Source organism: Pseudomonas sp. XP1 (assembly GCF_053557675.1).
The window spans coordinates 149,482-163,907 of sequence record NZ_JBNRIJ010000006.1; the positions used below are offsets into that span (position 1 = coordinate 149,482).

Sequence of the window (14,426 nt, forward strand, 5' to 3'; positions counted from 1 at the left end):
CACGAAGGCAAGTTCCTCTTCGTCGAAGAATTCAAAGCCAACAAGCACGTCTTCAACCAGCCCGCCGGCCACCTCGAACCCAACGAGACCCTGCCCCAGGCCGCCCTGCGCGAAACCCTCGAAGAAACCGCCTGGGAAGTCGAGCTCACCGGCGTGGTCGGCATCTACCTGTACACCGCCCCAAGCAACGGCGTGACCTACCAGCGCATCTGCTTCGCAGCCCGTCCCGTGCGCCATCACGCCGACCTGGCGCTGGACAGCGACATCGTCCGCGCCGTGTGGCTGACCCGCGACGAACTGCTGGCCGACCCCGCCCGCTGGCGCAGCGAGCTGGTGCCACGCTGCCTGGACGACTACCTCAAAGGCCCCTTGCACAGCCTCGACCTGCTGCGCGACTGACGCGCCGGCGCAGGTTTGATAGAATCGGCGTTTTTCCCCCTTGATACACACCGGTAACCATGACCAGCCCAGCACTCAAAGACCCCGCCAAGACCCGCGTCATCGTCGGCATGTCCGGCGGCGTGGACTCTTCCGTCTCCGCCCTTCTGCTCATGGAGCAGGGCTACCAGGTGGAAGGGCTGTTCATGAAGAACTGGGAAGAAGACGACGGCACCGAATACTGCACCGCCCGTGAAGACCTGGCCGACGCCCAGGCCGTGTGCGACCGCATCGGCATCAAGCTGCACACCGCCAACTTCGCCGCCGAATACTGGGACAATGTGTTCGAGCACTTCCTCGAAGAGTACAAGGCCGGCCGCACGCCCAACCCGGACATCCTCTGCAACCGCGAAATCAAGTTCAAGGCGTTCCTCGACTACGCCCTGTCGCTGGGTGCCGACCTGATCGCCACCGGCCACTACGTGCGTCGCCGCGACACCGGCGAGCTCACCGAACTGCTCAAGGGCCTGGACCCGAACAAGGACCAGAGCTACTTCCTGCACGCCGTCGGTGGCAAGGAAATCGCCCGCACCCTGTTCCCGGTCGGCGAGCTGGAAAAGCCCGAAGTACGCGCCATTGCCGAAAAGCACGGGCTGGCCACCGCAAAGAAGAAGGACTCCACCGGCATCTGCTTCATCGGCGAGCGCCGCTTCAGCGACTTCCTCAAGCAATACCTGCCGGCCCAGCCGGGCAACATCGAAACAACCGACGGTGAAGTTATCGGCCGCCACCACGGCCTGATGTACCACACCATCGGCCAGCGCCAGGGCCTGGGCATTGGCGGCCTGAAGGACGCCGGCGACGAGCCGTGGTACGTGCTGCACAAGGACCTGACCCGCAACGTGCTGGTGGTCGGCCAGGGCAATGAACATCCATGGTTGTTCTCCCGTGCCCTGCTCGCTTCGGAAATCTTCTGGGTCAACCCGGTCGACCTCAGCAGCCCGCGCCAGCTCACCGCCAAGGTGCGCTACCGCCAGAGCGACCAGCAGTGCACCCTGGAACTGACCGATAGCGGTTACCGCGCAGTGTTCGACGAACCGCAACGTGCCGTTACCCCGGGCCAGTCGGTGGTGTTCTATGACGGCGAAGTGTGCCTGGGCGGCGGCGTGATCGAAGCCGCCGAGCCTTGGAGCCCGCGCGCATGAGCAACCTGCAGGAGCAGCTGATTGCGTTGGGCGGTGTGTTCCAGGCCGCCGTACTGGTCGACCGCATCGCCCGCACCGGCCAGGCCAGCGAGGCCAACATCGGCTGCATGCTGGGCAGCCTGCTGGTGCGCGACCCCAAGGACACCCTGGAAGTGTTCGGCGGTGACGACCTGAATTTGCGCGACGGCTACCGCGCGCTGGTCGGCGCACTGGAGCGCGACCCCAGCAGCCTGCAGCGCGAGCCGCTGCGTTACGCCCTGTCGATGCTGGGCCTGGAGCGCCAGCTGAACAAGCGCGGCGACCTGCTCGACACCATCGGCAACCGCCTGCCGCAAATCCAGGCCCAGGCCGAGCATTTCGGCCTGGTTCATGAAAACGTCATCGCTTCCAGTGGAGCCTTGTACCAGGACACCCTGAGCACCTTGCGCCAGCGCATCCAGGTGCATGGCGACATGCGCTTCCTGCAGCAAGCCAGCAACGCCTCGAAGATCCGCGCCCTGCTGCTGGCCGGCATCCGCGCCGCCCGCCTGTGGCGCCAGCTGGGCGGGCACCGCTGGCAACTGGTGTTCAGCCGGCGCAAGCTGTTGAACGAACTGTACGACATGATGCGCAACCCCTCCTGACAGGGTTTTGACAGTTCCGGCCCTATCGCCGGCAAGCCAGCTCCCACAGGGATTGCACGGTTCTCAAGGCTGGTGCAGTACCTGTGGGAGCCGGCTTGCCGGCGATAGGGCCAGAACAGGCAATGCACAATGCACAGCTTATTTATGGCCCGACCTTTGGTCAGCCACCCGACTCGGGCGCAAAATTCATGTATGATATGCGCCCTTCCAAAAGCCTGACTGTCCGAGAACACCCCATGCAGCTTTCTTCGCTCACTGCGGTTTCCCCTGTAGACGGCCGTTATGCCGGCAAAACCCAGGCCTTGCGCCCCATTTTCAGCGAATTCGGCCTGATCCGTTTCCGCGCCCTGGTCGAAGTGCGCTGGCTGCAGCGCCTGGCCGCCCACCCGCAGATCGGCGAAGTGCCGGCGTTTTCCGCCGAAGCCAACGCCCTGCTGGACAGCCTGGCCACCGACTTCAAGCTCGAGCACGCCGAACGCGTCAAGGAAATCGAGCGCACCACCAACCACGACGTCAAGGCGATCGAATACCTCCTCAAGGAGCAGGCCGCCAAGCTGCCTGAGCTGGCCAAGGTCAGCGAGTTCATCCATTTCGCCTGCACCAGCGAGGACATCAACAATCTGTCCCACGCCCTGATGCTGCGCGCCGGCCGTGACGAAGTGCTGCTGCCGCTGATGCGCCAGATCGCCGACGCCATCCGCGCCCTGGCCCACGCCCACGCCGACGTGCCGATGCTGTCGCGCACCCACGGCCAGCCGGCTTCGCCGACAACCCTGGGCAAGGAACTGGCCAACGTCGTATACCGCCTGGAGCGCCAGATCGCCCAGGTTGCCGCCGTGCCGCTGCTGGGCAAGATCAACGGCGCCGTGGGCAACTACAACGCTCACCTGTCGGCCTACTCGCAGATCGACTGGGAGCAGAACGCCCGCGCCTTCATCGAAGACGAGCTGGGCCTGCAGTTCAACCCGTACACCACCCAGATCGAGCCGCACGACTACATCGCCGAGCTGTTCGACGCCATCGCCCGCTTCAACACCATCCTGATCGACTTCGACCGCGATGTGTGGGGCTACATCTCGCTGGGCTACTTCAAGCAGAAGACCGTTGCCGGTGAAATCGGCTCGTCGACCATGCCGCACAAGGTCAACCCGATCGACTTCGAAAACTCCGAAGGCAACCTGGGTATCGCCAACGCGCTGTTCCAGCACCTGGCCAGCAAGCTGCCGATCTCGCGCTGGCAGCGTGACCTGACCGACTCCACCGTGCTGCGCAACCTGGGCGTGGGCTTTGCCCACAGCGTCATCGCCTACGAAGCCAGCCTGAAAGGCATCGGCAAGCTGGAAGTCAACGAAGCCCGCATCGCCGCCGACCTGGACGCCTGCTGGGAAGTGCTGGCCGAGCCGATCCAGACCGTGATGCGCCGCTTCAACATCGAAAACCCCTACGAGAAGCTCAAAGAGCTGACCCGTGGCAAGGGCATCACCCCGGAAGCGCTGCTGACCTTCATCGACGGCCTGGACATGCCAGCCGAAGCCAAGGCCGAGCTCAAGCAACTGACCCCTGCTACCTACATCGGCAACGCGGCAGCACAGGCCAAACGCATCTAAGCTGACCGTCGCGTTCAACGCCCGGCCTGGCCGGGCGTTTTTATTCCCGAACGAAAATTACATTTTTTCAATAGGTTGAACATGAATCCTGATACTCCACTGCAGCTGCTTGGCGGCATCTCGGCCCGCGAATTCATGCGCGACTACTGGCAGAAGAAGCCGCTGCTGGTGCGCCAGGCATTCCCGGATTTCATCAGCCCGATCGACCCCGACGAGTTGGCCGGCCTGGCCCTGGAAGAGGAAGTAGAGTCGCGTATCGTGCTCGAGCACGGTGCGCACCCGTGGGAACTGCGTCGCGGCCCGTTCACCGAGGACACCTTCGCAGAGCTGCCGGAAAAGGACTGGACCCTGCTGGTGCAGGCCGTGGACCAGTTCGTCCCGGAAGTAGCCGAACTGCTGGAAAACTTCCGCTTCCTGCCCAGCTGGCGCATCGATGACGTGATGATCAGCTTCGCCGCTCCCGGTGGCAGCGTCGGCCCGCACTTCGACAACTACGACGTGTTCCTGCTGCAGGGCCACGGCCAGCGCAACTGGAAAATCGGCCAGATGTGCAGCAGCGAAAGCTCGCTGCTGGAGCACGCCGACCTGCGCATCCTCGCCGACTTCGAACAGAGCGATGAGTGGACCCTGGAGCCGGGCGACATGCTCTACCTGCCGCCACGCCTGGCCCACTATGGCGTGGCCGTGGATGACTGCCTGACCTACTCGGTAGGCTTCCGCGCGCCAAGCGCCGCCGAAGTGCTGACCCACTTCACCGATTTCCTCGGCCAGTTCCTGCCCGACGAAGAACGCTACAGCGACGCCGACGCCCAACCGGTCAGCGACCCGCACCAGATCCAGCACGACGCCCTCGACCGCCTCAAGGCGCTGCTCGACAAGCACATGGGCGACAAGGACCTGCTGCTGACCTGGTTCGGCCAGTTCATGACCGAGCCGCGCTACCCCGAGCAGATCGTCGGTGAAGAGCTGTCCGAGGAAGAGCTGATCGATGCCCTGGAACAGGGCGCCATCCTGATCCGCAACCCGAGCGCGCGCCTGGCCTGGTCGGAATTCGAAGAAGACCTGCTGCTGTTCGCCAGCGGCCGCAGCTGCCCGCTGCCGGGCAAACTGCGCGACCTGCTGAAGCTGGTTTGCGCGGCCGACGCTCTGCACATCGACAACCTGGGCGAATGGCTGCAGGATGAAGATGGCCTTATGCTGGTACAGCAGCTGGTCAAACAAGGAAGCCTGGGATTCGCCAATGAATAAGATTCGTGTGCGCCTCGCCGACTGGCACAAGGACAACGCCGACATCCGCCGCATCCGCGAAGCGGTATTCATTGCCGAACAGCACGTGCCGCCGGAGCTGGAGTGGGACTCGGATGATCCGACCGCCGCGCATTTCCTGGCCCTGGAAGGCGACTACCCGATCGGCACCGCGCGCCTGCTGCCTGATGGCACCATCGGCCGGGTCTCGGTGCTGAAGGACTGGCGCGGGCTGAAGGTGGGTGACGCGCTGATGAACGCGGTGATTGTCGAAGCACAGAACCGCGACCTGAAGCAGCAGATGCTCAGCGCCCAGGTGCACGCCACGCCGTTCTACGAACGGCTGGGCTTTCGTGTAGTCAGCGAAGAGTTCCTCGAAGCCGGCATCCCGCACGTGGACATGGTGCGCGACTCGCGCGCGTGATCCACGACTTCCCCGCAGGCCCCCCCACAAACTCTCAAAATTGTGGGGGGCCCCTGTGGGAGCGGGTTCACCCGCGAAGAGGCCAACACAGCCAAGACATCCCCCCTGACAAAAAAACCTGTACATCCATCCAGATAAAACTTGCCTCCGCGCCCTCGCTTGCGCATCCTATCGCCCATCACCCCCGATGAAGCGTCCCCGGCCATGCGCCTGTTCCTCTGCGAAAAACCCTCCCAGGCAAAAGATATCGCCAAAGTGCTCGGCGCCAACCGCAAGGGCGATGGCTGCTGGCAAGGTACCGACGTCTGCGTGACCTGGTGCATCGGCCACCTGCTGGAAACCGCCCCGCCCGACAGCTACGACGTGCGCTACAAGCGCTGGAACCTGGCCGACCTGCCGATCATCCCGGAAAAGTGGAAGATGCTGGTCAAGCCCAAGACCGCCAGCCAGTTCAAGGCAGTCAAGCGCCTGCTCGGCGAAGCGCGCGAACTGGTGATCGCCACCGACGCCGACCGCGAAGGCGAAATGATCGCCCGCGAACTGGTCGAGCATTGCCGCTACCGCGGCCCGGTCCAGCGCCTGTGGCTGTCGGCACTGGACGACGCCTCCATTCGCAAGGCCCTGGCGCGGCTGCTGCCGGGCCACGAAACCTTCAACCTGTACCACTCGGCGCTGGGCCGTTCGCGCGCAGACTGGCTAATCGGCATGAACATGAGCCGGCTGTTCACCCTGCTGGGCCGCCAGTCAGGCTATCAGGGCGTGCTGCCGGTGGGCCGGGTGCAAACGCCCACCTTGCGCCTGGTGGTAGACCGCGACCGCAGCATCGCCGACTTCGTGCCGGTACCGTTCTGGGCCATCGACGTGCAGCTCGAACACGCAGGCTTTGGCTTCAACGCCCAGTGGCGCGCCCCCGAGGACGCCTGCGACGACCAGGGCCGCTGCCTGAACCAGGCCCTGGCGCAGCAGGCTGCCGCCGACATCGGCAATGCGGGTACTGCCCGGGCCGTGAAGGTGGCCACCGAGCGCGTGCGTGAAGCGGCACCCCTGCCCTTCGACCTCGGAACCCTGCAGGAGCTGTGCTCGAAAAAGTTCGGCCTCGGTGCCCAGGAAACACTCGACATCGCCCAGGCCTTGTACGAAACCCATAAGCTCATCACCTACCCCCGTAGCGACTGCGGCTACCTGCCGCAAAGTCAGCACGCTGAAGCGCCCGCCATCCTCGCCGCCCTGCAACGGGCCGATGCCAGCCTGGCGCCGCTGCAGCCCTATCTGGAGCCGCAACGCCGCTCACGGGCGTGGAACGACGCCAAGGTCAGTGCCCACCACGGCATCATCCCCACTGCCGCCGCCAGCGACCCGTCGCGCCTGCCGGCAAAGTACAAGGCTGTGTACACCCTGATCCGCGCTCGCTACCTGGCGCAGTTCCTGCCCAACCACGAGTACGACCGGACCCAGGCCGATTTCGACTGCGCCGGCCATGCCCTGCGTGCAGTAGGCAAGCAGATCGTCGAACCAGGCTGGCGCCGTGCGCTGCCCGAGGCGCTGAACCCGGCCAAGGGCCGCGAGGCACCCCCGGCCCAGGTGCTGCCGACGCTGCACGAAGGCCAGGACTGCACAGTGCAGGGCCTGCAACTGAAAGACCTGTGGACCCAGCCACCCAAACCGTTTACCGAAGGCGACCTGATCAAGGCGATGAAGAACGTGGCCAAGCTGGTAGAGGACCCACGGTTGAAGCAGAAGCTCAAGGAAACCACCGGTATCGGCACCGAGGCCACCCGCGCCAGCATCATCCAGGGCCTGCTTGACCGCGGCTACCTGGTGAAGAACGGCAAGGCGCTGTCCGCCACCCCTGCGGCCTTCAGCCTGATCGACGCCGTGCCCCGCGCCATTGCCGACCCAGGCACCACGGCTATCTGGGAGCAGGCGCTGGACATGGTGCAGAGTGGCGAGATGACGCTGGAGGAGTTCGTCGCCCGGCAGTCGGCATGGATGGGCAAGCTGGTCGAACGGTGCAGCGGCATGCGCATGACCATCAGCGGGCCAGCAGCCGGGGCTGCGCCGCCGTGGAAGAAGAAGCGCAGGGGCGGCGGGAAAAGCAAAGCGGCCGCAGGCAAGCCAAGGCAGCCTCGAAAAAAGGCGACAACCTGAAGATTTTGCCCTCCCACGTCAGGCCCCTTCGCGGGTAAACCCGCTCCCACAGTTAAAGCGCCGACCTCAAGACCTGCGATGACTCTGTGGGAGTGGGTTTACCCGCGAAAGGGCCAGGACAGGCAACACAACAACCCCAGGTAAACCACAAAGCCGGCCAATGCGTTGGCACCATGAAATTTACCTGCTAAATTTTCATGAAAATAATCAAAACAAATTTCATGAGACCCCTGCATGTTCAAACAATCCGCCCAGCACGTCGCCAGCTATTACGCCCAGACCTACCCCACCAGCATTCCCCTGCGCCCCACCCTGCAAGGCAGCCATGACACCGAAGTCCTGATCATTGGCGCCGGCTTCAGCGGCCTGCACACCGCCCTGCGCCTGACCCAGGCCGGCAAGCGCGTAACGCTGCTGGAAGCCAGCCGCGTGGCCTGGGCCGCGTCCGGCCGCAACGGCGGCCAGGCACTGCTCGGCTGGTCGTGCGACATGCCGCCGCTGGAAAAGGCCCTGGGCGTCGAACGCACCCAACGCCTGTGGGCCAGCATGTGCTGGGCCGCCGATGAAATGCGCGAACTGCCCGAGCGCCATGGCTTCGACATCGACTACCGGCTGGGCAGCCTGTGGACCGCCGTGCTGCCGCGCCGGGTGAAGATGCTGGAAGAAGCCCTGCACGAGGCCGAACACAAATGGGGCTACGACGCCCTGCGCCTGATCGGCCGCGACGAGCTGCCACAATGGATCGACAGCCCGCGCTACCAGGCCGCGCTATACGACGCCAAAGGCGCCCACCTCAACCCGCTGAAGCTGGCCCAGGGCCTGGCCAGCACCATCGAGGCGGCTGGCGGGCAGATCTACGAACAGAGCCAGGTACTCGACTACCAGAATGTCGGCGACGGCTATGTGGCCCGTACCGACCGCGGCGAAGTACGCTGCCAGGTGCTGGTGCTGGCCTGCAACGCCTACATCGACCGCCTCGACCGCAACCTGTCGCGCCGCCTGTTGCCGGTTGGCTCCTATCAGGTAGCCACCGCACCGCTGGGTGCCGACTTCGCCCAGTCGCTACTGCCGCGCAACAGTTGCGTGATCGACAACCAGTTCGTGCCCGACTATTTCCGCCTCACCCCGGACCATCGCCTGCTGTTCGGCGGCGGTTGCACCTACCTCGGCGGCATTCCCAAAGATGTCGCCAGCGCCACCCGCCCCTATCTGGAGCGGGTGTTCCCGCAGTTGGCCGGGGTGGCCATCGACTATGCCTGGGGCGGCCACATCGACTGCAGCATCCAGCGCACCCCGGATGTCGGCCGCGAGGGCCAGCGCTACTGGCTGCAGGGGTTCTCTGGTCATGGCGTACTGCCTACACTGGCGGCGGCGCGGGCTGTCAGCGATGCCATTCTTGGCGACGACGACCTGCTGGCGCTGTACCAAGGCATCGACAACGGCCGCTTCCCCGGCGGCGACCTGCTGGCAGCACCGCTGGAAGCCGCCGCCAAGGCCTGGTACCGGATGCGCGATCGTGTATGAAGACCGCCGGCGCTTGATACCCAGAAATCTCTCCTATTATCAATAGCTCCCTTCGCTTCCTGCACTCAGGAGACCCGACCATGAGCTATGTAACCACAAAGGACGGCGTACAGATCTTCTACAAGGACTGGGGCCCGCGCGATGCACCGGTCATCCACTTCCACCATGGCTGGCCGCTCAGCGCCGACGACTGGGATGCGCAGATGCTGTTCTTCCTCGCCCAGGGTTACCGCGTGGTCGCCCACGACCGCCGCGGCCATGGCCGCTCCAGCCAGGTATGGGACGGCCACGACATGGACCACTATGCCGACGATGTGGCGGCGGTCGTCGCTCACCTGGGCATCCAGGGCGCCGTGCATGTCGGTCACTCGACCGGTGGCGGTGAAGTGGTGCGCTACATGGCTCGGCACCCTCAGGACAAGGTGGCCAAGGCAGTGTTGATCGCCGCCGTACCGCCACTGATGGTGCAGACTCCCGGTAATCCGGGTGGCCTGCCCAAATCGGTGTTCGACGGCTTCCAGGCCCAGGTCGCCAGCAATCGCGCGCAGTTCTACCGGGATGTGCCAGCTGGGCCGTTCTACGGCTACAACCGCCCGGGCGTCGAGGCCAGCGAAGGCATCATCGGCAACTGGTGGCGCCAAGGCATGATTGGCAGTGCCAAGGCCCATTACGATGGCATCGTGGCGTTTTCTCAGACCGACTTTACCGAAGACCTGAAGGGCATCCAGCAACCGGTGCTGGTGATGCATGGCGATGATGATCAGATCGTGCCGTATGAGAACGCTGGGGTGCTGTCGGCGAAGCTACTGCCCAATGGCACGCTGAAGACCTACAAGGGCTACCCGCATGGCATGCCGACCACCCATGCCGATGTGATCAATGCGGATTTGCTGGCGTTTATCCGTAGCTGATGTGATCGCCTGCACCGGCCTCTTCGCGGGTAAACCCGCTCCCACAGGTACTGCACAGGTATTGAAAACTGCAGGTTACCTGTGGGAGCGGGTTTACCCGCGAAAGGGCCGGCACTGGCAACCCATACACCTCAGGATTAACATGCTTCCCTTCTAGCGCGGCCCTTTGCCGCCCCTTGCCTCCCTGCCTGCCAAGAAACCATGCCCTTCGAACTCACCGTAGAACCCCTTACCCTGCTGATCCTGGCCCTGGTCGCCTTCGTCGCCGGTTTCATCGATGCCATCGCCGGCGGTGGCGGCCTGCTCACCACCCCGGCGCTACTCACCGCGGGCATGCCGCCGCACCTGGTACTGGGCACCAACAAGCTCAGCTCTACCTTCGGCTCGGCCACCGCCGGCTTCACCTACTACAGGCGCAAGCTGTTCCACCCAGCGCAATGGCGCCCGGCATTGTTCGCCACTCTGGTAGGTGCTTTGCTCGGCGCAGTGATCGCCCACTTCATGCCGGCCGAATGGCTGAACAAGATGCTGCCGGTGATCGTCTTCGCCTGTGGCGTCTACCTGCTGTTCGGCGGCACGCCGAAGGCGCCGCTCGATGCCGATGCACCGATCAGGAAGAAATGGCAGGCGCCGCAAGGCTTCACCCTGGGCTTCTATGACGGCGTGGCCGGCCCGGGTACCGGGGCTTTCTGGACGGTCAGCACCCTGCTGCTCTACCCTATCGACCTAGTCCGCGCCAGCGGCGTGGCGCGCAGCATGAACTTCGTCAGCAACATCGCGGCGCTGACGGTGTTCATCATTTCCGGGCAGGTGGACTACATCGTCGGCCTCTGCATGGGCCTGTCGGTGATGGTCGGCGCGTTCTTCGGCGCACGCACGGCGATCAGTGGCGGCAGCAAGTTCATCCGCCCGGTGTTCATCACCGTGGTGCTGGCATTGACCGTGCGCCTAGCGTGGCAGCACTGGTTCGGCCAAGCCTAGGCGGCGCGCAACGTACAGATCGATCAGGTACCGGGCAATCGACCGCCCGGCCGGCAGCGGCGGCAGGTCGTGGACGCTGAACCACTTGGCATCCTCGATCTCGTCCGGCTGCATGACGATCTCGCCGCCAGCGTATTCGGCGTGGAAGCCCAGCATCATCGAATGCGGGAAAGGCCAGCACTGGCTGCCGACGTACTGAATGTTCTTCACTTCTACCGCCACCTCTTCACGCACTTCGCGCACCAGGCAGTCCTCGGCCGACTCGCCCGGTTCGGCGAAGCCTGCCAGGGTGCTGTACACCCCGGTGACGAAACGCGGCGAGCGCGCCAGCAGGATTTCGTCGCCACGGGTCACCAGTACGATCATGCTTGGCGAAATGCGCGGGTAGCTGCGCAGGTCGCAAGGCTGGCAGTACATCGCCCGCTCCCAGCGAATCTGCGTCATTGCCTGGCCGCAGCTGCCGCAGAAGCGGTGCTCGCGGGCCCAGGTGCCGATCTGCGCGGCATAGCCCAGCACTTTGTAGGTGTCGAAATCACCCTCGAGCATGAACGCGCGAAGGCCCCGCCAAGTGCAGCCAGGCACGTGGGTGGCGCTGCGCAGCTCCAGCAGGAACACCGGCTGGCCGTCGAAGTGGCCGATGCCGTGCTCGCACAGTACGTCGAGGTCCTGGCGCTTGAGCCAGTCGCGAGGGAACAGCGCGCCGTTGTCGTCCACCAGGAACCCTTCCGGGCTGCGGGCCACGGCCAGCCCGCCGTTGATCTGCGGGTCGATTACTGCGGTAGTCCAGCGTGCTGACATGTCGGGGCTCCTTTACTGCGCGTCCCCCGGCCCGATCAGTCGGCGAACGTCGGTTTCTGTTTGCTCATGTGCGCCGCCACCGCCACCCGCAGGTCTTCGGACTGCAGCATCGCGGCGTTCCAGGTAGCGATGTACTCCAGGCCATCGTCGATGCGATGGTCACGCATGTAGCTGAGCATTTCCTTGGTGCCGGCCACGGCAATCGGCGATTTTGCGGCAATCTCGCCGGCGATGGCAAAGACCCCTTCCATCAGCGCGGCCTGGTCATCATAGACCCGGTTGACCAGGCCGATGCGCAGCGCCTCTTCGGCCTCGACATTGCGCCCGGTGAAAGCCAGCTCACGCATCATGCCGTCACCGATGATACGAGGCAAACGTTGCAGTGTGCCGACATCGGCGGCCATGCCCATGTCGATTTCCTTGATCGAGAACTGCGCGTCGCGGCTGCAGTAACGCATGTCGCAGGCCGAGATCAGATCGATGGCGCCGCCAATGCAGTAACCCTGCACTGCCGCCAGTACCGGCTTGCGGCATTTGTCCACGGCATTGAACGACGCCTGCAGGCGCAGGATTGTGCTGCGCAGGAAACGTGCGTTACGACCCACGTCCTTGCCCATCTGCCCGGCCAGCGAAGCCAGCATCATCAGGTCGATACCAGCGGAAAAATGCTTGCCTGCCCCGCTGATCACTACCGCCCGCACCGCATCGGTGTCGTCGATCCACTGGAAGATATCCACGATCTCTTCCCAGAAGGCCGCATTCATCGCGTTGACCTTCTCTGGGCGGTTGATCTGAACGTGGGCGATGCTGTCGGTCAGTTCGACCTTGAATGCGCTGTACTCGGTCACGGGCGGCACTCCTGCGGGTGAAGGGTTCATGGCACGGATGGTAACCCAGCCGGGTGACCGCACTTGTGCCAAAAACGGGACTTTACGCCTTGCCTAAGGCGCGCTGATCCGGCACCGTGCGCCATCGCCGAATCATAAGGATACAAATTCATGTCGCGCTCCCTGACCGGCGCCCTGGCCCACAGCTTTCTGGGCCAGTCGCCGCTTTGGTACAAGGCAGTCATCTGCCTGTTCCTGGTGCTCAACCCGCTGCTGCTTATGACCGTCGGCCCGGTGGCCGCCGGCTGGGCACTGGTGCTCGAATTCATCTTCACCCTTGGCATGGCGCTGAAGTGCTACCCGTTGATGCCTGGCGGCCTGCTGCTGGTCGAGGCCCTGCTGTTGCAGATGACCACCCCACAAGCCCTGTATGAAGAGCTGCAACACAACTTCCCGGTGATCCTGCTGCTGATGTTCATGGTGGCGGGCATCCACTTCATGAAGGAACTGCTGCTGTTCCTGTTCTCGCGCATCCTGCTGGGGGTGCGTTCGAAGGCGATTCTGGCGTTGCTGTTCTGCGTGCTGTCGGCATTCCTGTCGGCGTTTCTCGATGCGCTGACCGTGACCGCCGTGATCATCAGCGCCGCGGTCGGTTTCTATGCGGTGTACCACCGCGTAGCCTCCGGGGCCAACCCGCGCGAAGACAGTGCGCTGGACAGCGACCAGCAGGTCGCACAGTTGCACCGTGAAGACCTCGACCAGTTCCGCGCCTTCCTGCGCAGCCTGCTGATGCATGGCGCGGTGGGTACCGCCCTGGGCGGCGTGTGCACGCTGGTGGGCGAGCCGCAGAACCTGCTGATCGGCCATGAGATGGGCTGGCACTTTGCCGATTTCTTTCTGAAGGTGGCGCCGGTGTCGTTGCCGGTGCTGGGCGCCGGCCTGCTGACCTGCGTACTGCTGGAGAAGCTGCGCCTGTTCGGCTACGGCACGTTGATGCCCGAGCCGGTGCGTCAGGTATTGGCCGCCTACGCCGCCGAGGACGATGCTGCACGTACCACTGCCCAGCGCATCGCGCTTTGGGTGCAAGGGTTCGCCGCACTGATCCTGATCGTCTGCCTGGGCCTGCATGTTGCCGAGGTCGGCCTGATCGGCCTGATGGTGATCGTGCTGATCACGGCATTCACCGGCATTACCGACGAACACCGCCTGGGCCGTGCCTTCCAGGACGCCATGCCGTTCACCGCTTTGCTGGTGGTGTTCTTCGCCGTGGTGGCGGTAATTCATCAGCAGCAACTGTTCAGCCCGCTGATTACCTGGGTGCTGGCGCTGCCGGCAGAGCAGCAGCCGGGCATGCTGTACCTGGCCAACGGCCTGCTGTCGGCCATCAGCGACAACGTATTCGTTGCCACCATCTACATCACCGAGGTGAAGCAGGCATTTCTCAATGGCAGCATGAGCCGCGAGCATTTCGAGACGCTGGCGGTGGCGATCAACACCGGCACCAACCTGCCGAGCGTGGCTACGCCGAATGGGCAGGCGGCGTTCCTGTTCCTGCTGACTTCGGCGATTGCACCGCTGATCCGGCTGTCGTATGGGCGAATGGTGTGGATGGCCTTGCCCTATACCGTAGTGATGGGTGGGCTGGGGTGGTGGGCGGTCACCTACTGGCTGTGATGTAGCTTGTACCGGCCCTATCGCCGGCAAGCCAGCTCCCACAGGTTTTACGCTGCACCCAAGGACTGTGGTGTACCTGTG

Annotated in this window: 13 protein-coding genes; 11 read left to right on the forward strand and 2 right to left on the reverse strand. The window is 64.2% G+C overall.

Annotated elements, in window-relative coordinates; all coding sequences use genetic code 11:
* The 10 genes from ACK1U9_RS08305 to ACK1U9_RS08350 form a co-directional block, all read left to right on the forward strand.
* Positions 1 to 399 (forward strand): NUDIX hydrolase (locus ACK1U9_RS08305; protein ID WP_449109816.1); only part of this gene is annotated, 399 nt, incomplete at its 5' end.
* 59 nt (positions 400 to 458) lie between these two features.
* The gene (gene mnmA, locus ACK1U9_RS08310; protein WP_046614848.1) at positions 459 to 1,583 is read left to right on the forward strand and encodes a tRNA 2-thiouridine(34) synthase MnmA; all 1,125 of its coding nucleotides are present in this window, start codon (positions 459 to 461) and stop codon (positions 1,581 to 1,583) included.
* On the forward strand, positions 1,580 to 2,206 hold the full coding sequence (hflD, locus tag ACK1U9_RS08315) for a high frequency lysogenization protein HflD (protein ID WP_085599375.1): 627 nt from the start codon (positions 1,580 to 1,582) through the stop codon (positions 2,204 to 2,206). Before mnmA ends, hflD begins: the two co-directional genes overlap by 4 nt.
* A gap of 236 nt (positions 2,207 to 2,442) precedes the next feature.
* Positions 2,443 to 3,813, forward strand: coding sequence for an adenylosuccinate lyase (gene purB / locus ACK1U9_RS08320; protein ID WP_013973297.1), 1,371 nt, complete (start codon positions 2,443 to 2,445; stop codon positions 3,811 to 3,813).
* A gap of 81 nt (positions 3,814 to 3,894) precedes the next feature.
* Positions 3,895 to 5,061 (forward strand): ribosomal protein uL16 3-hydroxylase, encoded by a 1,167-nt coding sequence (locus ACK1U9_RS08325; protein WP_046614846.1) that lies wholly within the window; start codon positions 3,895 to 3,897, stop codon positions 5,059 to 5,061.
* On the forward strand, positions 5,054 to 5,482 hold the full coding sequence (locus ACK1U9_RS08330; RefSeq protein ID WP_003258855.1) for a GNAT family N-acetyltransferase: 429 nt from the start codon (positions 5,054 to 5,056) through the stop codon (positions 5,480 to 5,482). The genes ACK1U9_RS08325 and ACK1U9_RS08330 overlap by 8 nt, the downstream gene beginning before the upstream one ends.
* 204 nt (positions 5,483 to 5,686) lie before the next feature.
* Positions 5,687 to 7,630: a DNA topoisomerase III gene (locus tag ACK1U9_RS08335; RefSeq protein ID WP_449109817.1), complete on the forward strand. Its 1,944-nt coding sequence runs from the start codon at positions 5,687 to 5,689 to the stop codon at positions 7,628 to 7,630.
* A 234-nt stretch (positions 7,631 to 7,864) separates the two neighbouring features.
* Entirely contained in the window at positions 7,865 to 9,154 is a 1,290-nt protein-coding gene (locus ACK1U9_RS08340) for an NAD(P)/FAD-dependent oxidoreductase (RefSeq protein ID WP_196188018.1), read from the forward strand.
* A gap of 80 nt (positions 9,155 to 9,234) precedes the next feature.
* Complete coding sequence (locus ACK1U9_RS08345; protein WP_085599382.1) at positions 9,235 to 10,065, forward strand: alpha/beta fold hydrolase; 831 nt, start codon at positions 9,235 to 9,237, stop codon at positions 10,063 to 10,065.
* A gap of 201 nt (positions 10,066 to 10,266) precedes the next feature.
* A complete protein-coding gene (locus ACK1U9_RS08350) occupies positions 10,267 to 11,046 on the forward strand; it encodes a TSUP family transporter (RefSeq protein ID WP_046617240.1) in 780 nt (259 codons plus the stop codon).
* On the opposite strand, the gene nudC is transcribed toward ACK1U9_RS08350, so the two are convergent.
* Entirely contained in the window at positions 11,014 to 11,844 is an 831-nt protein-coding gene (gene nudC / locus ACK1U9_RS08355) for an NAD(+) diphosphatase (RefSeq protein WP_085599386.1), read from the reverse strand. The genes ACK1U9_RS08350 and nudC overlap by 33 nt on opposite strands.
* Before the next feature lie 35 nt (positions 11,845 to 11,879).
* A complete protein-coding gene (locus ACK1U9_RS08360; protein ID WP_046617238.1) occupies positions 11,880 to 12,692 on the reverse strand; it encodes a crotonase/enoyl-CoA hydratase family protein in 813 nt (270 codons plus the stop codon).
* Positions 12,693 to 12,842: 150 nt separating this feature from the next.
* On the opposite strand from ACK1U9_RS08360, the gene nhaB reads away from it, so the two are divergent.
* Positions 12,843 to 14,345 (forward strand): sodium/proton antiporter NhaB, encoded by a 1,503-nt coding sequence (nhaB, locus tag ACK1U9_RS08365; protein WP_085599388.1) that lies wholly within the window; start codon positions 12,843 to 12,845, stop codon positions 14,343 to 14,345.
* The last annotated feature ends 81 nt before the right edge of the window (positions 14,346 to 14,426 follow it).